We start from the raw sequence: 19876 nt of genomic DNA on the forward strand, positions 1-19876 counted from the left end.
GTGGGAGTCGTCACTCCACGGGGCGGGCGTGGTGCAGGCCGACGGTCCCGGAGTAGCCGGGCAGCGTCACCGAGTCGTGCGCGTCGACCTCGTAGCCGAGGCCGTACGCCTCCACGTAGCGCAGGTAGTTCTGCACCGCGGGCTCGGCGTCCAGGGCCTTCTGGAGGTCACTGCGGTTACCGACCGCGGTGACCGTGTACGGGGGCGAGTACACCCGGCCCTGCAGGATCAGGGTGTTGCCGACGCAGCGCACCGCGCTGGTGGAGATCAGCCGCTGGTCCATGACCCGGATGCCCTCCGCGCCGCCCGCCCACAGGGCGTTGACGACGGCCTGGAGGTCCTGCTGGTGCACGACGAGGGTGTCCGGCGTGGGCTCCGGGACGCCGGGGATGAGCGCGGTGGCGTCCGGCGGGGCGTCGGTGAGGGTCACGGTGAGCCCGGCGCCCTCGACTTCGGTTGCCCCCGCCGCCCGCTCCGCCTCCCGCAGTTGCCTGCCGGGGGCGGTGCCGGCGCCGTGGTCGCGCTCGGCGAGGGCGTCGACCTCCTCGCGGAGGGAGGAGTTGTCGCCGTCGAGGCGCTGGTTGGCGCGGTCGCGCTCGTAGATGAGGTCCGAGAGGCGGAGCATGGAGTCGTCGGTGCGCAGGTTGGTGCCCTGCGCGGTGTTGAAGCTCGTCCAGAAGATCAGCCCGGCGAGGCCGAAGGCGGCGAAGGTGAACAGCCGCGCGGGCCTGATACGGAGCCGCTGTGCGGAATTGGTCACCGTACCCTTGTCTCCTTACCCCCCGTGGAAGGACTACGCTAACGGACACGCCCGGGGAAGGAGCCGCCCCCGCGGCTCGGGGCCTCCCCGACAGGCCCGCAACCGCAGCGTCGACAGGAGAGTCTCTCGTGCCGAAGTCACGGATCCGTAAGAAGGCCGATTACACCCCGCCGCCGCCGAAGTCGGGTGAGTTCAAGCTGTCCGGCTCCGGCAGGAGCTGGGTGGCGCCGCTGATGCTGGCGCTGTTCGTCATCGGGCTCGCGTGGATCGTCGTGTTCTACGTCACCACAGGAGACCTGCCGATCGACGCGATCGGCAACTGGAACATCGTGGTGGGCTTCGGCTTCATCCTCGCGGGGTTCGTCGTCTCCACCCAGTGGAAGTAGCCGCCGCCGGACCCGCGGCGGTCGGCGCTGGGCAGAGTTATCCACAGGTCATCCACAGCTGTGCAGAAAGCAGAAGATCTGTGGATAACCTCAGTGGCGTTGACGCCGGTCCGACCGCGGTACACCGTCCGGACCAGCGGTGATTCTGCGACCTGCCAAGGAAAACGCAGGGATGTTCGATATCGAACGGCTGTCCCCACGGTACGCACAGGATCGCTGACTACCTGTGGACAACTCTGGGCGTGGCTGCTTGCCCCACCCTCTCAACGCGGCTGCGGCCCGGAGGTTACGTCCCCCGCCGCACCGGCCCGCTATGTCAGTTGCAGCGTGCGGATCAGGACCACCGCGACGATCACCAGCAGCGCCCCCGCGGCCACCGCCCGCTGCACCAGGACCCGCTTCCCGCGGGGCGCGTGCACGAACCCGTACGCGACTGCCGTGCCGATTGCCAGCCCGCCGACGTGGCCTTGCCAGGCGATGCCCGACCAGGTGAAGGTGAAGACCAGGTTGATCGCCAGCAGCACCAGCACGGGCCGCATGTCGTAGTTCAGCCGGCGCACCAGCACCGCGGTGGCGCCGAAGAGGCCGAAGATGGCGCCGGAGGCGCCGAGGGCGGCGTCGTTGGGCGCGGCGACCAGATAGAAGAGCGCGCTGCCGCCGAGGCCGGAGAGCAGATAGAGCGTGACGAACCGCAGCCGGCCGAACGCGGCCTCCAGCGGCGGCCCGAGGAACCACAGCGCCAGCATGTTCAGCGCGATGTGGGCGACTTCCTCGTGGAGGAAGACGGAGCTGAGCAGCCGGTACCACTGGCCCTCCGCGACGCCCTCGATCGGCCCGCCGAAGGAGAAGACGGCCTGTCCGACGAGCAGCATCGGGTCGCTGACCCGGTGGCCGCCGGAGAGCACGGCGAGGAAGACCGCGAGGTTGAGGCCGAGGATGATCTTGGTGATCAGCCGCGGGTCCGACGCCATGACGCCGCCCGCGAGCGTACGGGGCGCGGCGGCACCCGGCGCGTGGCCCGTACCGGAGCCGTCGCGGACGCACTCGGGGCACTGGAAGCCGACGGACGCACTTATCATGCACTCCGGGCAGATGGGCCGGTCGCAGCGCACGCAGCGCACGCCGGTCTCCCGGTCCGGGTGCCGGTAGCAGCCGGGCAGCCCGCTCTCTTCGGCCGGCTTCTCCGCGCCGCCTCCCGGTGCCTGATCCATCAGCTCCCGCGTCCCCTCTGGCTCTCCGCACGCCCCGCCCCGCGCTCCCGCCCGTCGTCCTCGCCTGCTGGTGGGCCTGCTAGTGGTACGACGGGCGGGGCGCCCGGGTTCCCTGAGGTCAGCGCTTCGTGATCTCCACGGACTCGATGACCACGTCCTTCTCGGGACGGTCGGCCCGCTTGGTCTTGACGGCCGCGATCTCGTCGACGACCTTCTTGCCGGCGTCGCCGGTGACCTCACCGAAGATGGTGTGCTTGCCGGTCAGCCAGGCGGTGGGCGCCACGGTGATGAAGAACTGCGAGCCATTGGTGCCGGGACCCGCGTTCGCCATCGCCAGCAGGTACGGGCGGTCGAAGGACAGGTCCGGGTGGAACTCGTCAGCGAACTCGTAGCCCGGGCCGCCGGTGCCGTTGCCCAGCGGGTCACCGCCCTGGATCATGAAACCGCTGATCACCCGGTGGAACACGGTGCCGTCGTAGAGCTTGTCGTGCGACGCCTTGCCGGTCGCCGGGTGGGTCCACTCGCGCTCGCCGGTGGCGAGCCCGACGAAGTTCTGCACCGTCTTCGGCGCGTGGTTCGGCAGGAGCTTCACCTCGATGTCGCCGTGGTTCGTCTTCAGGGTGGCGTAGAGCTGCTCGGCCACGATGTGCCTTCCTTACGGATTCATTTGCGTCCCCTGATCCTCGCACGCCTGCCCGCACGACCCCCAGCGTCCCGCCAAGTCGTGGAAGTAACAGAACATGCCGAGTCGGGTGAATCCGGGCATGATCTGTACTCAGGTGAGCAGGCGAACAGTGTCACCGTTTACGAGGAGGAGAGTTCCGTGACCCGCAAGAACGGCGTACGCACGGCCACTGACACGGCGAGGCACCGCGTGCAGCAGGCGGCCGAGGCGGTGGCGCCGTACGCCGCCACCGCCAGGCACCAGTGCGCACACAAGGCGCACGGGGCGCGCGAGCGCCTCGGTCCCAAGGTCGCCGACCTGGCCGAGAGCGCGCATGTGGCGTACGGCGCCCACGTGGAGCCCCGCGTGCGGCAGGTGCGCCGGGCGATGCCCGATGAACTGGACAGAACCGCGACCGGCGCGGCCCGCCGGGCGCGCGAGGCGGCGGCGTACGCCGTCCCGCGCGTCGTGGGCGCCGCCGCGGCGACGAAGGCCGCGGCAGCCGCGACGAAGGCCGCCGCGGGCCCCGCGACCCGGCAGGCCGCCGCCCGCGGCACCGCGGCGCTGTCGGCGCTGCGGGGCGAGGTGAGCCCGGCGGAGATCGACCACCTGGCCCGCAGGCGGCACCGCCGCCAGGCCGTCGGCCGTACGGTCAAGCGCGGCGTCGTCCTCGGCGCCCTCGCCGCCGGGGCGGTCGCCGCCTGGCGCTGGTGGGACCGCCAGATCAACCCGGACTGGATGGTCGAACCCCCGGAAGCCACAGAGCCGGGCGCCGACGCCTCCACCACCCGCATCGTCGACGACACCGAGTACATGGACCGCGAGACCCGCATCGACCGCGCGGACGCCGGCGAGGACGCGGACGCCCAGGCCAGCCAGGCGGCGTCGGACATGGACGCCGAGGGCGGCGGCACGGTCCGCTGGGAGACTGGCGAGTCGACGGACACGCGCCGCGCGTACTACGAACGCGAGGACGACCTCTGACCGCACGTCCGTCGCCGTACGAGAGCCGCATAGGAGAACCGCATACGAGAACCGCGAGAGCCCCGCGGGGCCGGGAAAACCGGCCCGCGGGGCTCTGCGACGGGTGTGGAGCCTAGGAGAGTCGAACTCCTGACATCTGCCATGCAAAGACAGCGCTCTACCAACTGAGCTAAGGCCCCGAGGCCGCCCCCAGCCTACCCGCTCGGCGGGGGCGCTCGCATCGCGGTGATCTCCCGGCCCGGGAGCCGCCCGGTCCGCTACCCCGGCCGCGTGACCAGGTTCACGGTGCTGCCGGGCTCCACCTCGGTCCCCCCGGCCGGGTCGTGCCCGAGGACGACCGCGGTGTCGTCCTGGGGGGCGCCGGGCACGAAGCCGACGGCCAGGCCCATGCCCTCCAACTGGGCCCGCGCATCCGCGACGGTCTTGTTGACCAGGTCCGTCGGCACCGCCACGGTTTCCGGCTCGTCCGGCTCGACGGCGACGGTCAGGGTGACCGTGTCGCCCTCGGTGGCCGCCGTGCCGGCCTCCGGGCTCTGCGCGATGACCGTCTCCGGTGCCGCGTCGCCCGTCTGCTGGTCCGTGCGCGAGACGACGAAGCCCTGGCCCTCCAGGGTCGCCTTCGCGTCCTCGTACGCCAGGCCGTCGACCTTCGGGACGTTGAGCACCGCGGGCTCGGTCTCCTCCGGGGCGGCGGCGACGGTGAGCGTGACGGTGGAGCCCTTCGCGGCCTTGGTGTCGCCGGCCGGGTCCTGGTCCAGGACCTCGCCCTCCGGCTCGCTGGACTCCTGCTCCTCCTGCTCGACGTCGAAGCCCGCCTCGCGCAGGGTGTCCTCGGCGTCGTCGGCGTCAATGCCCGTCACGTCCGGGACGGTGACCTTCTGCACACCCGAGCCCTTGGAGACGATCGCCGTGACGGTCGAGCCGCGCTCGACCTCCTCGCCGACGGCGGGGTTCGTGCTGCACACCGTGCCCTTGGGCTGGTCGCAGCGCTCCTCGCCCTCCTTGGTGAGGGTGAGCTTGACGTTGCTCATGGAGTTCTGGGCGTCCGCGAACTTCTCTCCGACGACGTCCGGCACCTTGACCGGGTCCTCGCCCTGGCTGCCGAAGATGGACTTGCCGATGAAGATGGCGCCGACGAGGACCAGGATGCCGGCGAGGATCAGCAGCACCGTGGACGTGGCGCCGCTGCGCTTCTGCCGGCGGCGGCCCGGGCCGCGGTCGTCGTAGCCCATGCCGCCGTCGTCGTCCCGCGCGGGCGGCAGCATCGTGGTGCCGTAGCCGTTCTGCGGGGTCATGGCGGTGGTCGGGGTGTCGACGGGGAAGCCGGCGGCGCCCATCGCGGCGGTCGCGGCGACGGGCAGGCCCTCCAGCGCGGCGTCGATGTCGGCGCGCATCTCGTCGGCGCTCTGATACCGGTAGTCCGGGTCCTTGACGAGCGCCTTCATCACGATGGCGTCCATCTCGGGCGTGACCTCGGGGTCGAACGCGCTCGGCGGCTGCGCCTCCTCGCGTACGTGCTGGTACGCCACCGCCACCGGGGAGTCGCCGACGAACGGCGGCCGGCCGGTCAGCAGTTCGTACAGCAGGCAGCCCGTCGAGTACAAGTCGGAGCGCGCGTCGACCTGCTCGCCCTTGGCCTGCTCGGGGGAGAGGTACTGCGCGGTGCCGATGACCGCGGCGGTCTGCGTCATCGTCATGCCGGAGTCGCCCATCGCACGGGCGATGCCGAAGTCCATGACCTTGACCTGGCCGGTGCGCGTCAGCATGACGTTCGCCGGCTTGATGTCGCGGTGCACGATGCCGCTGCGGTGCGAGTACTCCAGGGCCTGGAGGATGCCGGTGCACATCTCCAGCGTGCGCTCGGGCAGCAGCTTGCGCCCGGAGTGCAGCAGCTCGCGCAGGGTGGAGCCGTCCACGTACTCCATGACGATGTACGGGATGGAGACGCCGTCGATGTAGTCCTCGCCGGTGTCGTAGACGGCGACGATGGCGGGGTGGTTCAGGGACGCGGCGGACTGGGCCTCGCGGCGGAAGCGGGCCTGGAACGAGGGGTCGCGGGCCATGTCGGCACGGAGCGTCTTGACCGCGACCGTACGGCCGAGGCGGGTGTCGTGGGCGAGGTACACCTCGGCCATGCCGCCGCGGCCGAGCACCTGGCCCAGCTCGTACCGCCCGCCGAGGCGACGCGGCTCTTCCATAGCTTCTCCCAGCCCTCTTCCGTTCCTGCCCCCGTGCCGAAATGGAGCGTCGGCGGCGGAGTGTCCGGCTCGTGCTGCTCGGCATACCGTACCGGGCGCGGATGGCGCCGTTCGGGCGAGGCCGTCAGCCGATATCCGACCGGTATCCGACCGCTATCGGGTGACGCCCCGCGGCTGCTCCGCGGTTCCCCTCATGCGGTCACTTTCCCGCCCCGCCCCCCGGGGGACACCCCCTGGTGCTCCACTTCTCCCTCCATCGTTCCCCCCCGCCGGCGCGGCTCACCGCCCCAGCCCGGCCTCCATGACGCTCTTGGCGATCGGCGCCGCGACGCCGCCGCCGGAGATGTCGTCGCGGTTCGCGCTCGCGTCCTCGACGACGACGGCGACGGCGATCTGCTTGCCGCTGTCGGGGTCCTTGGCGTACGAGATGAACCAGGCGTACGGCAGGTCCCGGTTGTCGATGCCGTGCTGCGCGGTACCCGTCTTGCCGCCGACGGTGGCCCCGTCGATCCTGGCGTTGGAGCCCGTGCCCTCGTTGACGACGGTCTCCATCATCTGCTGCATCTTCTGCGCGTTCTCACCGGACAGCGGCTCGCTGAGCGTCGACGGCTGCGTCACCTCGATGTCGTTGAGGTTCGGCGCGACCAGCTTCTCGACCATGTACGGCTTCATCAGCTCGCCGTCGTTGGCGACGGCCGCGGCGACCATCGCCATCTGCAGCGGCGTCGCGCGGTTGGACGCCTGGCCGATGCCGCCCATGGCGTTCTGCGGGCGGTCCATCTCCGGGTAGACGCTCTCGGCGGCGCGGACCGGGGTGTCGAGTTCGGCGTTGCCGAAGCCGAACTTCTCGGCCATCTCGATCATGCCCTCGTTGCCGATCTTGTCGCTGAGCATCGCGTAGACCGAGTTGCACGACCACTGCAGCGCCTCGCGCAGGGTGGCGTCCTCGCACACGCCCTTGACCTCGTTGCTCAGGGTGTTGGTCGACAGCGGCAGCTTGTACGTCTCCGGGGCGCCGGTCGGCTCGTCCATGTCGTACTCGCCGCTCTCCAGCGCCGCCGCGGCGGTGACGACCTTGAAGGTGGACCCGGGCGGGTACGTCTCGCGCAGCGCCCGGTTGAGCATCGGCTTGTCCTTGTCCTCGTTGAGCGCCTTCCAGTTCTTCGCGTCCTTGTTGGAGTTGCCCGCGAACAGGGACGGGTCGTAGCTGGGGCTGGTGGCGAGGCCGAGGATGGCGCCGGTCTCCGGGTCGATGGCGGCGACGGCGCCCTTGCGGTCGCCCAGGCCCTCGAACGCGGCCTTCTGCACGCTCGCGTCGAGGGTGGTGACGACGTTGCCGCCCTTCTTGTCCTTGCCGGTGATCATGTCGATCGTGCGGTTGAAGAACAGCCGGTCGTCGTTGCCGGTGAGTATGCCGTCGTTCAGCGCCTCCAACTGGTTGGCGCCGAACGCCTGGGAGGCGTAGCCCGTGACGGGGGCCCACAGGGGGCCGTCCTTGTACGTGCGCTTGTACTTGAAGTCGCTGCCCGAGGTCTCGGTCGAGCCGGTGACCGCCTTGTCGCCGACGATGATGTTGCCGCGGGGGTGGGCGTAGCGCTCGATGGCCACGCGCCGGTTGTCCTCGTGGTTGCGCAGCTCGTCGGCCTCGACGAACTGGATCCAGTTCACCCGGACGAGCAGGGCCATCACGAGCAGGCCGCAGAAGATGGCGACCCGGCGGAGAGGCTTGTTCATGTGCGTACCACCTGGGTCATCTCGGCGTCGGGTGACGGCGCGGGGGCCGGCGCGGGCCGGCGCGCGGTGTCGCTGATCCGCAGCAGGACCGCGACCAGCGCCCAGTTGGCGATGACCGAGGAGCCTCCCTGGGCGAGGAACGGCATCGTCATGCCGGTCAGCGGGATGAGCGCGGTGACACCGCCGGCGACGACGAAGCACTGCAGGGCGAACGCGCCGGACAGCCCGACCGCGAGCAGCTTGCCGAACGGGTCGCGGGCGGCGAGGGCGGTGCGGATGCCGCGTTCGATGAGGAGCCCGTAGAGGACGATGATCGCCATGAGGCCGGTGAGGCCCAGCTCCTCGCCGACGGTGGCGAGGATGTAGTCGCTCTTGGTGGCGATGCCGCCGATGAGGCGGGAGTAGCCCTGGCCGAGGCCGGAGCCGAAGAGGCCGCCGGAGCCGAAGGAGTACATCGCCTGGGCGGTCTCGGTCACGCCGTCGTTGACGGGGCTGCGCGCCAGCGGGTTGAGCCAGTTGTCGACGCGGTCGCCGATGTGGCTGTTGAAGGAGGCCACGCTGACCGCGCCGAGCGCGGACAGCAGCAGGCCGAAGACGATCCAGCTCGTGCGCTCCGTGGCCACGTAGAGCATGATCACGAACAGCCCGAAGAACAGCATCGAGGTGCCGAGGTCGGTCTCGAAGACCAGGATCATCAGGCTGAGGCCCCAGATCACCAGGATGGGGCCGAGGTCGCGCCCGCGCGGCAGGTACAGCCCCATGAAGCGGCGGCTGGCCAGCGCCAGGGCGTCCCGCTTGACCATGAGGTAGCCGGCGAAGAAGACCGCGATGACGATCTTCGCGAACTCGCCGGGCTGCAGCGAGCCGAGGCCCGGGATGCGCACCCAGATGCGGGCGCCGTTCACGTTGGCGCCGAGGCCCGGCACCATCGGCATGATCAGCAGGCCCAGCGCCACGGCCATCGAGATGTACGTGTACCGCTGCAGCACCCGGTGGTCCTTGAGGAACAGCAGCACGAAGACGAAGAGCCCGACGCCCACCGCCGACCACATGAGCTGGCCGGGCGCCATCGCGCCGCCCAGCTCGGGCGTCGTCAGCGCCGGCTCCTGGTCGAGGCGCCAGATCAGCACCAGGCCGAGGCCGTTGAGGAGGGTGGCGATGGGCAGCAGCAGCGGATCGGAGTACGGGGCGAACTTCCGTACCACCAGGTGCGCGACGGCGGCCAGACAGCCGAGCCCCGCCGCGTAGCCGAGGACGCCGGCGGGGACCGAGTCCTCCTTGGCCAGACCCACGTTGACGTAGGCGAAGACCGGGATCAGCACGGCGAAGACGAGCATCGCCAGCTCGGTGTTGCGCCGGCTGGGCGCGGCCACCGAGCTGATGGTGCTGGTGTGGCTGCTGCTCATGTACGGTCCGCCCCCCAACGGGTTATCACTTCGGGCACTGCCTCGCCAGTTTCTGCTCTTCCTCGGTCAGCGAGGCTCCGGGCGCCGGCGACTCGGACTTCTCGTCCCCTGCCGCGTCCCCGGCGTCACCCTGCTTGTCGGGGTCCTGCTTGTCTGGGTTGTCAGGGTCATCGGCATTGTCAGGGTTATCGGGGTTCTGCTTCTCCTGCTCCTGCCGCCGCCGCTCCTCCTCCTGGGCGTTGGCCTCCGCGGCCTCGGCCTCGGCGACCGTACGGCAGACGTCGGCCTGCTTCTGCAGGTCGGCCACCTTCGCCTGGGCGTCGCCGAGGCTCTCCTCGGCGATGTTGTCCTCGACCCGGTTCTGCTGGTACTTGGGGAGGTACTTCAGCTCGATGTCCGGGTGGTCCTGGTGGACGGAGGACAGGCTCATCCAGGCGAGCTTCTGGTCGATGCCCTGGTACACGGCGACGTGGTCGTCCTTCGTGCCCACGTAGTACTGCGACTGCGTCCAGTCGTACGCCTTGTAGCCGCCGAACCCCAGCCCGCCGAGGACCACGGCGGCCAGCAGCCCGCGCTTGAGCCACTTGAAGCGGGGCGGGGCCTTGATGAAGTCCTCGTCGTTGTACGACAGCCCGTACGGGTCGCCGCCGTCCTCCGCCGGGCCGAAGCCGCCGGCCTGCGGCGGCGTGGGCCGGCCCAGGCCCGCGGCGCGGGCGGCGGGGGTCTGCATGCCGGCGGTGTCGATCTGGTGCTGGTTCTCCGCGACGGCGCCGACGACCAGGGGGGCGTCGTTGAGCCGGCCGGCCATGGTGTCGTCGTCGGCGGCATCGAGGACGTCGGCGATGATGACGGTGATGTTGTCCGGGCCGCCGCCGCGCAGCGCGAGCTCGATCAGCTCCTGCACGGTCTCCTGCGGCCCGGCGTAGCCGGCGAGGGTGTTCTCCATCGTCTCGTGGCTGACCACGGACGACAGGCCGTCGGAGCAGACCAGGTAGCGGTCGCCGGCGCGCACCTCGCGGATGGACAGGTCGGGCTCGACCTGGTCGCCGCTGCCGAGCGCGCGCATCAGCAGCGAGCGCTGCGGATGGGTGGTGGCCTCCTCCTCGGTGATGCGGTTCTCGTCGACGAGCCGCTGCACCCAGGTGTGGTCCTTGGTGATCTGCGTCAGCGCGCCGTCGCGCAGCAGGTACGCGCGGGAGTCGCCGACGTGCACCAGGCCGAGGCGCTGGCCCGTCCACAGCAGGGCCGTGAGCGTGGTGCCCATGCCCTCCAGGCGCGGGTCCTCCTCGACCATGCGGCGCAGCCGGTCGTTGGCGTGCTCCACGGTGGTGCCGAGCGCGGTGAGCAGGTCGGAGCCGGGGACGTCCTCGTCCAGGGCGACCATCACGGAGATGACCTCGGAGCTGGCCACCTCGCCGGCGGCCTGGCCGCCCATGCCGTCGGCGATGGCGAGCAGCCGGGGTCCGGCGTAGCCGGAGTCCTCGTTGTGGTCACGGATCATGCCCTCGTGCGAACCGGCGGCGAAGCGCAGAGAGAGACTCATGCGCACCTCGCCGGTCGGCTCCGGGTACATCCGCATGGTGCCCGCCCTCCGGTCATGGTCTTCTACTTCCGCAGCTCGATGACGGTCTTGCCGATCCGGATCGGTGCGCCGGGCGGGATCGGCACCGGCACGGTGAGCCGGGTCCGGTCGAGATAGGTGCCGTTGGTCGAACCGAGGTCCTCCACGATCCAACGCCCGTCACGGTCCGGATAGATCCTGGCATGCCGCGAGGAGGCGTAGTCGTCGTCCAGCACGATTGTCGAATCGTGGGCCCGTCCCAGGGTGATGGTCTGCCCCTGCAGGGTGACGGTGGTGCCGGTGAGCGACCCCTCGGTGACCACGAGTTTGGTCGGGGCCCCGCGCTGGCTCCGGCGCCCGCCGCGCCCGCCCCTGGCGTCCTGCGGCGGCGCCTGGGGCCGCGGCGGCGGCCGGTCCTGGACGGCCGCGGCCCGCCGGGTGACCCGGGTGCCGAACAGGTCGCTGCGGATGACCTGTACGGCGACGATGACGAACAGCCACAGTACGGCGAGAAAACCCAGCCGCATGACCGTCAGGGTCAGCTCTGACATCGGCCCCGCTTCACCCTTCGGCTTGCCGGTAGAGGACGGTGGTGCTGCCCACGCGGATGCGCGAGCCGTCGCGGAGCGTAGCGCGCTGGGTGTGCTGCTCGTCTACCACGATGCCGTTGGTCGACCCGAGATCCTGCACCATCGCGCCGCCGTCGAAGGTACGGATCTCGGCGTGCCGGCGGGAGACGCCGGGGTCGTCGATCCGTACGTCTGCTTCCGTGCTGCGCCCGAGGACCAGCGACTGCCTGGTCATCTGGTGGCGCACTCCGTTGATCTCCAGCCAGTGGCGCAACCGGCGCGCGCCGCCGGCGGGGGCGCCGCCGGGCGGGCCGGGCGGCGGGCCCGCGGGCATCGGCGGCGGCTGGTGCTGCGGCGGCCGGCCGTAGGCGGCGTAGTCGCTCGGCTGGGAGCCGTAGCTGCCGGGGCCGGCGGGGGCGGGCGGTCCGGGGGGCGCACCGGGCGCACCGGGCGCACCGCCGGGAGGACGGCCCCGTGCGGGCGCCTGGGAGTGGCTGCCGGCCAGGGTGCGGCTGCGGATCCGGTAGAGGCCCGTGTCGAGGTCCTCCGCCTTCTCCAGATGCACCTTTATGGGGCCCATGAAGGTGTAGCGCTGCTGCTGGGCGTAGTCGCGGACCATGGCCGCGAGCTCCTCGCCGAGCTGGCCGGAGTACGGAGCGAGCCGGTCGTAGTCGGGGGGGCTCAGCTCCACGATGAAGTCGTTGGGCACGACCGTACGCTCACGGTTCCAGATCGTGGCGTTGTTGTCGCACTCGCGCTGCAGGGCGCCGGCGATCTCCACCGGCTGCACCTCGGACTTGAACACCTTGGCGAAGGTGCCGTTGACGAGACCCTCGAGACGCTGCTCGAAGCGCTTGAGTACTCCCACGGGGCACCTCCTCTCCTACGGGCCTTCCCGCCGGGCCCTCGAACATGCTGCTCGAAACTGCACGCTGATCGTATCCACGCGCGGGGGAATGGACTGGTTCCCGGTCCCCGCCGCCGGTACGCGGTGTCCTCTCTCACACCTGTCTCACGCCTGTCCCGCACCTTCCGGCCGGCTGTCCGTCGGGCCGTCCGGTCCTGCTCCTCACCGTCCGCCCAGGTGTCTCCTGGGATGGTACGGGCGGCTCCTCCCAGTGTCCCGCACCAGCGGCCCCGAGCGGTTGCGGTGCGGGCAAATCGGATGTGATTCGGGCCGGAACTGCGTGCTAGGCTTCCTGACGTCAGCACGACGCCGAGGCGGCCAGTGGCCGCGTACGGCGCACCCTTTGCGCGGGTGGCGGAATAGGCAGACGCGCTGGATTCAGGTTCCAGTGTCCGAAAGGACGTGGGGGTTCAACTCCCCCCTCGCGCACACACGGAAGCACCGACGGAAGGTGTCCGGTTCCGAGACGGAAGTCATCGGGCCGGGCACCTTCCGTCGTTTCGCCGTGGTCTCCCCCTGTCGCTCCCCCGTCGCCCGCGCGGCTCTGCGGCGCACATCAGGGCATTTCAGGGCGCGTCAGGGCATGTCAGGGCAAGAATGCGCTGGTCGGCGTGGTGTGAAACGGTTGCGGGGAGAGCCGGGCCGCAGCAGGGTTGCCGGGGTCTGGTTTCACGTGAAACGCCCGGACGGCGTAACGCGCCGCCCGGGGGGTTCCGGGGCGATCGGCGAAGGTGGTAGACCCGTGGACACGAGGTCCGATTCGTCGCCGTACGCTGGCGGGAACCGGGGTCCCGGGGTGCTCGTTGCACCAATGGGTGCCGCGGTCAGCCGGGCCCAGCAATGTTCGTCAAGCGGCGCGGCCCGCGCCGGATTGGGGCAGGGTAAGTCATGGGTGTCAGCCTCGCTAAGGGTGGAAACGTCTCGCTGACGAAGGAGGCGCCGGGGCTCACGGCCGTCGTCGTCGGCCTCGGCTGGGACGTGCGTACCACCACCGGCTCGGACTTCGACCTCGACGCCAGCGCGCTGCTGCTCGGCGCCGACGGGAAGGTCCTCTCGGACCAGCACTTCATCTTCTTCAACAACCTCAAGAGCCCCGACGGCTCCGTCGAGCACACCGGTGACAACCTCACCGGTGAGGGCGAGGGTGACGACGAGCAGGTGAAGGTGAACCTCGCGGGCGTGCCCGCCGAGATCGAGAAGATCAGCTTCCCGGTGTCGATCTACGAGGCGGAGAGCCGCCAGCAGAGCTTCGGCCAGGTGCGCAACGCGTTCATCCGCGTCGTCAACCAGGCCGACAACAACGAGATCGCCCGCTACGACCTCAGCGAGGACGCCTCGACCGAGACCGCCATGGTCTTCGGCGAGCTGTACCGCCACGGGGCCGAGTGGAAGTTCCGCGCCGTGGGCCAGGGCTACGCCTCGGGGCTGCGCGGCATCGCGCAGGACTTCGGCGTCAACGTCTGAGTCGACGCCCGAGTCGACGCCCGAGTCGGCGTTTGAGTCGACGTCTCGGTCGACGTCCGAGCCGGTGACGGCTCGTGAGGCGGTGGATCCGCGGGCCCTCGGGCCCGCGGTCCTCCCGCCCTGCCCGGTCAGCGGAACCGGCGACGGCAAGGCCGTCGCCGGTTCCGCCGTTTCCGGGGCCGGCGCCGGCCGTGGGGCGGCACAGGTGCGGCGCGGGCGCGGCGGCGGCGCTGGGGGACGCTGGGTGGGCGCTGGGTGGGCGCGGTCCGTATGCGGCGGGTCACTCCTCGCGGAACTGGCCGCCTCACGCCGGGGCCCACCCCGTACGCTTGCGGGGTGACGGAACCCGCGGAACCCGACGAGCAGACGCCCTCCGACGACGAGCACGCCCGCGCCGGGGATGGGGACGGCGGCGACAGCGGTGCCGAGCGCCTGGATCGCGCCGTACGCGCCGCGGAGCAGGCCCTCATCGAGTTCGAGGTGGCCGTCGAGACGTTCCGTATCGAGGTCGACAACTTCTCCCGCCTCCACCACCAGCGCCTCGGCCCCATGTACAGCCGCCTCGACGAGCTGGACGCCCTCATCGCCGAGGCCCGGGCCGAGCAGACCGGCGACCCGGAGGACAAGCGCCGTGCCGACGAGGCGCGGGCGCTGGTGATGCCGATGCCCGGCGTCGAGGAGCTGTTCGGCGGCTGGCTCGACTCCGACGGGCTCTCGCCGGAGGCCGCCGACATGCTCACCGGCCGGCCCGTATCGCCGCCGCCGCGGGTGCGGCCCAGCGAGGAGGCCCGCCGGATCTACCGCGAGCTGGCCCGCATGGCGCACCCCGACCTCGCGCAGGACGAGCACGAGTCGGACCGGCGCAGCGCGTTCATCGCCCGCGTGAACACCGCGTACGCCTCCGGGGACGTGGCCGCGCTGACCGCGCTCAAGGCGGAGTGGGAGGCCGGGCCCGCGGCCGAGGAGCCCCGGCGCAGCCGCACCGAGGAGCTGTACGCGCGGCTGGAGTGGCTGGCCCAGCGCAAGGAGCTGCTGGTGTCGGTCGCGAAGCAGTTGGAGGAGGGGGCGATCGGCCAGATGCTGAAGCTGGCGCCCGACGACCCGGACCGGCTGCTGGAGGAGATCGCCGAGGAGCTGCTGGTGCGGGTGGCGGAGAAGGAAGCCACGCTCGCGGAGCTGGCCCGCGGCTGAGGCGGGGCCGGGCGGGGGCCTGGCAGACGGGGCCGGGGGAGCCGGGCGGCGGTCAGGTAGCGTCGGGGGTATGAGCTTTGGTCACGTACCCACGGTCGCCATCGACGAGCTGACGGAGGCCGCCTTTCTGCTGGACGTCCGTGAGGACGACGAGTGGCAGGCCGGCCACGCCGAGGGCGCCCTGCACGTCCCGATGAGCCAGTTCGCCGCGCGCTACGGCGAGGTGACCGAGGCGGCGCCGCAGGACGGCCGGATCAACGTGATCTGCCGCTCCGGCGGGCGCTCGGCGCAGGTGGCGATGTATCTGGCGCAGCAGGGGATCGACGCCGTCAACGTCGCCGGGGGCATGGAGGCGTGGGCCGCCGCCGGGCGGGCGGTCGTGAACGACGGCGGTGCCCCCGGCCACGTGCTCTGACGCCTCCGCACCCCCGGGCTCAGCGGCTCAGCGGCTCAGCGGTCGAAGTCCAGCTCCACCTGCTCCGTCACCGGGTGCGACTGGCAGGCCAGCACGTATCCGGCGGCGAGCTCGTCCGGCTCCAGCGCGTAGCTGCGGTCCATCCGGACCTCGCCGCGGACCAGGAACGCCCGGCACGTACCGCAGACGCCGCCCTTGCACGCGTACGGGGCGTCCGGCCGGGCCCGGAGCACCGCGTCGAGCAGCTTCTCGCCCGGCCGCAGCGGCCAACTGCCGGAGCGGCCCGCGAGGGTGGCGGTCAGCGTGCTGTGCTCGGGCGCCGTGCCGGCGGCCGGCTGCGGGGCGGGGGCGTCGTCCACGTGGAAGATCTCCTCGTGGATCCGGCCGCGGGGCACGCCGAGGGCGCGCAGCCCGCGCTCCGCCTGCTGGATGAGCCCGAAGGGCCCGCACAGGAACCAGCCCGCGACCTCCGCCACCGGCAGCAGCGCGGGCAGCAGCTCCGCCAGCCGCGCCGCGTCCAGCCGCCCGGCGGGCAGCCCCGCCTGCTGCTCCTCGCGGCTGAGCGACTGCACGACCTGCAGCCGGTCGGGATAGCGGTCCTTGAGGTCGGCGACCTCCTCCAGGAACATCGCGGAGTCGGTGGACCGGTCGCTGCGGACGAGGCAGAAGCGGGCCGCGGGGTCGCGCCCGAGGAGGGTCGCGGCGAGGGAGAGCACGGGGGTGATGCCGCTGCCGCCGACCACCGCGCCGTAGCGCCCGTCGGGGACGGCGGCGCCGCGCAGCCCGAAGCGGCCGGCGGGGGTGAGCACGGGCAGGGTCTCCCCCGGCGCGAGCTGCCGGTTGACGTACGGCGAGCAGGCGCCGCCGGCGACCTCGCGGACGCCGACGGTCAGCTCGGCGGGCTCGGGGTCCTCGGGGGAGCAGATCGAGTACGTCCGCCGGTCGCTGGCGCCGCCGTCGGTGCCGGTGGGGATCCGCAGGGCGACGTGCTGCCCGGCGCGGAAGCTGTACGCGGTGCGCAGCTCGGGCGGCACGGCGAAGGTGACGGCGACGGAGTCGTCCGTGAGGCGGCGGACGTCGGCGACCTTGAGGTCGTGGAAGACGGCGTGCCCCCGGGGTGCGGCGGCGGAGGTCACGTGTTTCCTCCCAGGATGCCTTGGCGATCAGGCCGGGGATGAATCGGACTCCTGGGGAGCAGAAGAGGGTAAGTCGATCCGCCTTCAGGCTGGATCAGCGTCTGGTAACGCCCTGGACGCGGGTTGCGAGAACCAAGCATCCTGTGCGTGCTGATCGAGAGCCAAGACAGCACATGCACCTCCGAGCTTGTTGCATCAAACCGGGCGGGTTCCGTCCCGGCTGGTGTTGAGGGTGTAAGACCTTTCGGGTCGCTGACCCGCCGGGCTTCCTGAGCCAGGAATCCCCTGCTTCGGCTGGGGAGGGTTCAAGTCAGCTCCTTGAAGTGGTCAAAGGGCTCAAGGCAGTCGGTGCAGCGGCACAGCGCCTTGCAGGCTGTAGACGAGAACGGGGAGAGCAGGACGGTATCGGCCGAGCCGCAGTGCGGACAGCGCACGGGCTCGGCCTTTCCTGTGTGCGCAGGGGTGGCCGCAGGCACGCCCTGTCGCGGGCTCAGCGTCACCGGCACCGGGCCGGACGGCCGGGTGGTGCGGGGCGGGGCTATGCCCGACTCCGCCAGCTTGCGGCGGCCCTCCGGCGTGATGTCGTCCGTCGTCCACGCCGGGGCCAGCACGCGCCGGACGCGCACGTCCGTCATCCCGCCGCGCTCGCGCAGCAACCGCTCGATGTCCTCGGCCATGGCCTCCACGGCCGGGCAGCCCGTGTACGTCGGGGTCAGCTCGACCTCCACCGCCGCCGCCCCGGTCCTGCGCACCCCGCGCACCACGCCCAGCTCCGCGAGCGTGAGCATCGGCAGCTCCGGGTCCGGCACGCTGCCGGCCAGCTCCCGCAGCCGCTCCTCCAGCGGGGTCGCCGGCGACGGGTCCGCGTTCGTCTCCGTGTCCGTCACCATGACGCCCCCGGGTGGCTGCGGTGCAGATGCTGCATCTCCGCGAGCATCCGGCCGAACGGCTCCGTGTGCACGCCCTCCCGTCCGGCGCCTGCCGACCAGCCCGTGCCGCGCGGGCCCTCGGGCAGCGTGAGCGTGGCGCGCGCCAGCACGTCGCCCACGGTGTCCAGCCACGCCGCTTCCAGCCCGGCCCAGTCCACCGCCAGTCCCTCGACGGGCCGGAACAGCTCGCCCGTGTACCGCCAGAGGGCGTCGAGGCCGGCGCGCATCCGGGCGTGCGAGGTCTCGGTGCCGTCGCCGAGGCGCAGCGTCCACTGCTCGGCGTGGTCGCGGTGGTACGCGACCTCCTTGACCGCCTTCGCCGCGAGCGGCGCCAGCGGTGCCGCCTCGCCGTCCGCGGCCAACTGCCCGTACAGCAGCTCCTGATAGACGGAGAAGTAGAGCTGGCGGGCGATGGTGTGCGCGAAGTCGCCGTTCGGCTGCTCGGCCAACTGGACGTTGCGGAAGGCGCGTTCCTCGCGGAGGAACGCCAGCTCGTCCTCGTCGCCGACGAGGGACAGCAGCGTGCGCGCCTGGCCGAGGAGGTCGAGCGCGATGTTCGCGAGGGCGACCTCCTCCTCCAGGACCGGCGCGTGACCGGTCCACTCCGTGAGCCGGTGGGAGAGCACCAGCGCGTCGTCCCCCAGCGCCAGCGCACCCGCGGCGGCGGGGCCCGCGATGGCCGGCTCGGCGGTGGCGGGCTCGGCGGTGGTGGAGGCGGGTGCCGGGGCGGCGGGGGCCGGGTCCGGGGCGGTGCTCACAGGTTCCGCACCCCCTCCGGCAGCTCGTAGAACGTCGGGTGGCGGTACGGCTTGTCGGCGGCGGGCGCGAAGAACGGGTCCTTCTCGTCGGGTGAGGAGGCCGTGACCGCCGCCGACGGCACGACCCACACCGAGACGCCCTCCTGGCGCCGGGTGTAGAGATCGCGGGCGTTGCGCAGGGCCATGGCGGCGTCCGGGGCGTGCAGCGAGCCGGCGTGCACGTGCGACAGGCCGCGTCTGCTGCGGACGAACACCTCCCACAGCGGCCAGTCCCCCGCCGGGGCGCCTTCGCCGGCACCGGTCCCGGCATCCGCGCCGCGAAGGCCCACGCCCGCGCTTGCGCCATGGCCCGCGCCCGCGCCGGAGCGGGCACCCGCGTCCGCGCCCAGACCCGCGTCCGTGCCCACGCCCCCGTCCGTGTCTGGTTCCGTGCCGCCAGAGCCCGCACCCGTATGCCGCCCCGCGTTGACGTTCTCCGCGCTCATGCGGTCCTACCTTCTTGAGTGGGTCCCGGGAGTTCGCGACTCTGGGACTGCGCGGGTGGGGCAGGGATGGCTTTCATGCTGGCTGCCCTGGATGGCTCAGGCGGCTGATCCCCCTGCCCCGCCACTTGTTCCGGACTGGTGATCAGGCGCTGCGGATCATCGCTGTGGAGGGCGAGGACAGGCGGAAGGAGTAGGTCATCGCCGAACAGGTCATGCTCCGTGACGACCTGCGCACTGTCGAGCTGCCGGAAGAGACCGCCGTGGAACTGCGGCTGCTGGTCAGCAACCGCACCACACTGGTCANGGACGCAACCGCCTGCACCGCCCGGCTGCGTGACCTGCTCACCGGCATCCATCCCGGGCTGGAACGGGCCACAGACCCGACCCGCAAGTCGGCCCTGATCCTGCTCGGCCACTACGTCACCTAGGCCCAGATCCGCCGGGCCGGACCCAGCCGTATCGCCGACTGCCTGCGCAAACGCGGTGTCAGACAGCCCCTTGCCCAAACCCTGGCCCAGGCCGCGGCCTGTTCGGCGAACGCTCAGCGCACCGCCGTCGTCGGCGAGCGCCGCACCGCGATGCTCATCCGGGAACTCGCCGGTGAACTCCTCGCCGGCAAGGACCGGCTCACCACCCTGGAGGCCGAGACCGAAGGACTGGCCGGCATCCACCCTGACGGGGCCCTCATCCGCAGCCTGCCGGGGATGAGGGCCACACTGACCGCCGAGTTCCCCGCCCTCGTCGGCGATATCCACCGCTTCGCCAGCGGTGACGCGCTCGCCGCCGCGGCCGGCCTGGCGCCTGCGCTCTCCCAGTCCGGGAAAGTCCGCCACTCGCGCAGCGCCACCGGCAGCGACAAGGCCCTCAAGCGGATCTTCTGCCAGGCAACGCTCTGCTCCATCCAGCGCGATCCGGCCTCGCGGACCTTCGACGACCGCAAACGAGCCNAGGGCAAACGCCATCACCAAGCCCTGACCGCCCTGGCCCGCCGAAAAGTCAACGTCCTCCACGCAATCCTGCGCGACCGCCACCCCTACCAAGCCCGGCCGCCTCTCCACCTCACAGCTTGACAACAGCATTAGGCAGCCGCCCCCTCCGTGCTCGCACCCGGCAGGGCC

At 71.7% G+C, this 19876-nt stretch carries 20 protein-coding genes and 2 tRNA genes; 8 read left to right on the top strand and 14 right to left on the bottom strand.

Translation table 11 applies throughout. The annotated features are described in order from the left end of the window. Positions 1 to 10: 10 nt before the first annotated feature. On the bottom strand, positions 11 to 760 hold the full coding sequence (locus B124_RS29655) for a DUF881 domain-containing protein (RefSeq protein WP_496506064.1): 750 nt from the start codon (positions 758 to 760) through the stop codon (positions 11 to 13). A gap of 128 nt (positions 761 to 888) precedes the next feature. Between B124_RS29655 and crgA the strand changes: the two genes are divergently transcribed. Further along, the gene (crgA, locus tag B124_RS29660) at positions 889 to 1146 is read left to right on the top strand and encodes a cell division protein CrgA (RefSeq protein ID WP_027752954.1); all 258 of its coding nucleotides are present in this window, start codon (positions 889 to 891) and stop codon (positions 1144 to 1146) included. A gap of 311 nt (positions 1147 to 1457) precedes the next feature. On the opposite strand, the gene B124_RS29665 is transcribed toward crgA, so the two are convergent. After that, on the bottom strand, positions 1458 to 2357 hold the full coding sequence (locus tag B124_RS29665; protein ID WP_496506065.1) for a rhomboid family intramembrane serine protease: 900 nt from the start codon (positions 2355 to 2357) through the stop codon (positions 1458 to 1460). A gap of 118 nt (positions 2358 to 2475) precedes the next feature. Further along, a complete protein-coding gene (locus B124_RS29670) occupies positions 2476 to 3000 on the bottom strand; it encodes a peptidylprolyl isomerase (RefSeq protein WP_496506066.1) in 525 nt (174 codons plus the stop codon). Positions 3001 to 3180: 180 nt separating this feature from the next. Here B124_RS29670 and B124_RS29675 point away from each other — a divergent pair, with 180 nt between their 5' ends. Beyond that, positions 3181 to 4005, top strand: coding sequence for a DUF5324 family protein (locus tag B124_RS29675; RefSeq protein ID WP_496506067.1), 825 nt, complete (start codon positions 3181 to 3183; stop codon positions 4003 to 4005). Positions 4006 to 4111: 106 nt separating this feature from the next. On the opposite strand, the gene B124_RS29680 is transcribed toward B124_RS29675, so the two are convergent. The 7 genes from B124_RS29680 to B124_RS29710 all read right to left on the bottom strand — a co-directional run bounded on the left by B124_RS29680 (position 4112) and on the right by B124_RS29710 (position 12341). Beyond that, a tRNA-Ala gene (locus B124_RS29680) sits at positions 4112 to 4184 on the bottom strand. A gap of 78 nt (positions 4185 to 4262) precedes the next feature. Continuing rightward, positions 4263 to 6203, bottom strand: coding sequence for a Stk1 family PASTA domain-containing Ser/Thr kinase (gene pknB, locus B124_RS29685; protein ID WP_496506068.1), 1941 nt, complete (start codon positions 6201 to 6203; stop codon positions 4263 to 4265). Between the two features lie 279 nt (positions 6204 to 6482). Next, positions 6483 to 7937, bottom strand: a complete 1455-nt coding sequence (locus B124_RS29690) for a peptidoglycan D,D-transpeptidase FtsI family protein (protein WP_496506069.1) — start codon at positions 7935 to 7937, stop codon at positions 6483 to 6485. Next, the gene (locus tag B124_RS29695) at positions 7934 to 9343 is read right to left on the bottom strand and encodes an FtsW/RodA/SpoVE family cell cycle protein (protein WP_496506070.1); all 1410 of its coding nucleotides are present in this window, start codon (positions 9341 to 9343) and stop codon (positions 7934 to 7936) included. Before B124_RS29695 ends, B124_RS29690 begins: the two co-directional genes overlap by 4 nt. A 25-nt stretch (positions 9344 to 9368) precedes the next feature. After that, a complete protein-coding gene (locus B124_RS29700) occupies positions 9369 to 10922 on the bottom strand; it encodes a PP2C family protein-serine/threonine phosphatase (protein WP_496506071.1) in 1554 nt (517 codons plus the stop codon). Positions 10923 to 10948: 26 nt separating this feature from the next. Beyond that, positions 10949 to 11455 (bottom strand): FHA domain-containing protein FhaB/FipA, encoded by a 507-nt coding sequence (locus tag B124_RS29705; RefSeq protein ID WP_496506072.1) that lies wholly within the window; start codon positions 11453 to 11455, stop codon positions 10949 to 10951. Positions 11456 to 11465: 10 nt separating this feature from the next. Then, positions 11466 to 12341: an FHA domain-containing protein gene (locus tag B124_RS29710; protein WP_496506073.1), complete on the bottom strand. Its 876-nt coding sequence runs from the start codon at positions 12339 to 12341 to the stop codon at positions 11466 to 11468. A 384-nt stretch (positions 12342 to 12725) separates the two neighbouring features. Here B124_RS29710 and B124_RS29715 point away from each other — a divergent pair. From B124_RS29715 to B124_RS29730, 4 genes are all read left to right on the top strand, one after another. Then, positions 12726 to 12809: transfer RNA gene (locus tag B124_RS29715), tRNA-Leu, on the top strand. Between the two features lie 459 nt (positions 12810 to 13268). After that, on the top strand, positions 13269 to 13844 hold the full coding sequence (locus B124_RS29720) for a TerD family protein (RefSeq protein WP_496506074.1): 576 nt from the start codon (positions 13269 to 13271) through the stop codon (positions 13842 to 13844). Positions 13845 to 14180: 336 nt separating this feature from the next. Beyond that, on the top strand, positions 14181 to 15035 hold the full coding sequence (locus B124_RS29725; RefSeq protein WP_496506075.1) for a J domain-containing protein: 855 nt from the start codon (positions 14181 to 14183) through the stop codon (positions 15033 to 15035). Between the two features lie 70 nt (positions 15036 to 15105). Beyond that, complete coding sequence (locus tag B124_RS29730; protein WP_496506076.1) at positions 15106 to 15450, top strand: rhodanese-like domain-containing protein; 345 nt, start codon at positions 15106 to 15108, stop codon at positions 15448 to 15450. Between the two features lie 35 nt (positions 15451 to 15485). Here the strand turns inward: B124_RS29730 and B124_RS29735 are convergent, their stop codons facing one another. From B124_RS29735 to paaB, 4 genes are all read right to left on the bottom strand, one after another. Beyond that, on the bottom strand, positions 15486 to 16586 hold the full coding sequence (locus B124_RS29735; protein WP_496506077.1) for a 2Fe-2S iron-sulfur cluster-binding protein: 1101 nt from the start codon (positions 16584 to 16586) through the stop codon (positions 15486 to 15488). A gap of 305 nt (positions 16587 to 16891) precedes the next feature. Beyond that, entirely contained in the window at positions 16892 to 17476 is a 585-nt protein-coding gene (gene paaD / locus B124_RS29740) for a 1,2-phenylacetyl-CoA epoxidase subunit PaaD (protein WP_496506078.1), read from the bottom strand. Then, positions 17470 to 18273 carry a 1,2-phenylacetyl-CoA epoxidase subunit PaaC gene (gene paaC, locus B124_RS29745; RefSeq protein WP_496506079.1) on the bottom strand — a complete coding sequence of 268 codons (804 nt, stop codon included), beginning with the start codon at positions 18271 to 18273 and terminating at the stop codon, positions 17470 to 17472. Before paaC ends, paaD begins: the two co-directional genes overlap by 7 nt. Continuing rightward, entirely contained in the window at positions 18270 to 18602 is a 333-nt protein-coding gene (gene paaB, locus B124_RS29750; protein WP_496506085.1) for a 1,2-phenylacetyl-CoA epoxidase subunit PaaB, read from the bottom strand. Before paaB ends, paaC begins: the two co-directional genes overlap by 4 nt. Before the next feature lie 353 nt (positions 18603 to 18955). Here paaB and B124_RS29755 point away from each other — a divergent pair, with 353 nt between their 5' ends. Together B124_RS29755 and B124_RS29760 are read left to right on the top strand one after the other, a co-directional pair. Then, the gene (locus B124_RS29755) at positions 18956 to 19186 is read left to right on the top strand and encodes an IS110 family transposase (RefSeq protein ID WP_496506086.1); all 231 of its coding nucleotides are present in this window, start codon (positions 18956 to 18958) and stop codon (positions 19184 to 19186) included. 150 nt (positions 19187 to 19336) lie between these two features. Further along, entirely contained in the window at positions 19337 to 19828 is a 492-nt protein-coding gene (locus tag B124_RS29760; RefSeq protein ID WP_496506080.1) for a transposase, read from the top strand. Positions 19829 to 19876 lie beyond the last annotated feature (48 nt).

Source organism: Streptomyces sp. CNP082 (assembly GCF_059570535.1).

Bases quoted from the DNA above. Each gene is read 5' to 3' on its own strand.
- paaD (WP_496506078.1), bottom strand. From the start codon at position 17,476: ATGGTGACGGACACGGAGACGAACGCGGACCCGTCGCCGGCGACCCCG.
- pknB (WP_496506068.1), bottom strand. From the start codon at position 6,203: ATGGAAGAGCCGCGTCGCCTCGGCGGGCGGTACGAGCTGGGCCAGGTG.
- B124_RS29700 (WP_496506071.1), bottom strand. From the start codon at position 10,922: ATGCGGATGTACCCGGAGCCGACCGGCGAGGTGCGCATGAGTCTCTCT.
- B124_RS29705 (WP_496506072.1), bottom strand. From the start codon at position 11,455: ATGTCAGAGCTGACCCTGACGGTCATGCGGCTGGGTTTTCTCGCCGTA.
- B124_RS29690 (WP_496506069.1), bottom strand. From the start codon at position 7,937: ATGAACAAGCCTCTCCGCCGGGTCGCCATCTTCTGCGGCCTGCTCGTG.
- B124_RS29665 (WP_496506065.1), bottom strand. From the start codon at position 2,357: ATGGATCAGGCACCGGGAGGCGGCGCGGAGAAGCCGGCCGAAGAGAGC.
- B124_RS29695 (WP_496506070.1), bottom strand. From the start codon at position 9,343: ATGAGCAGCAGCCACACCAGCACCATCAGCTCGGTGGCCGCGCCCAGC.
- B124_RS29730 (WP_496506076.1), top strand. From the start codon at position 15,106: ATGAGCTTTGGTCACGTACCCACGGTCGCCATCGACGAGCTGACGGAG.
- B124_RS29720 (WP_496506074.1), top strand. From the start codon at position 13,269: ATGGGTGTCAGCCTCGCTAAGGGTGGAAACGTCTCGCTGACGAAGGAG.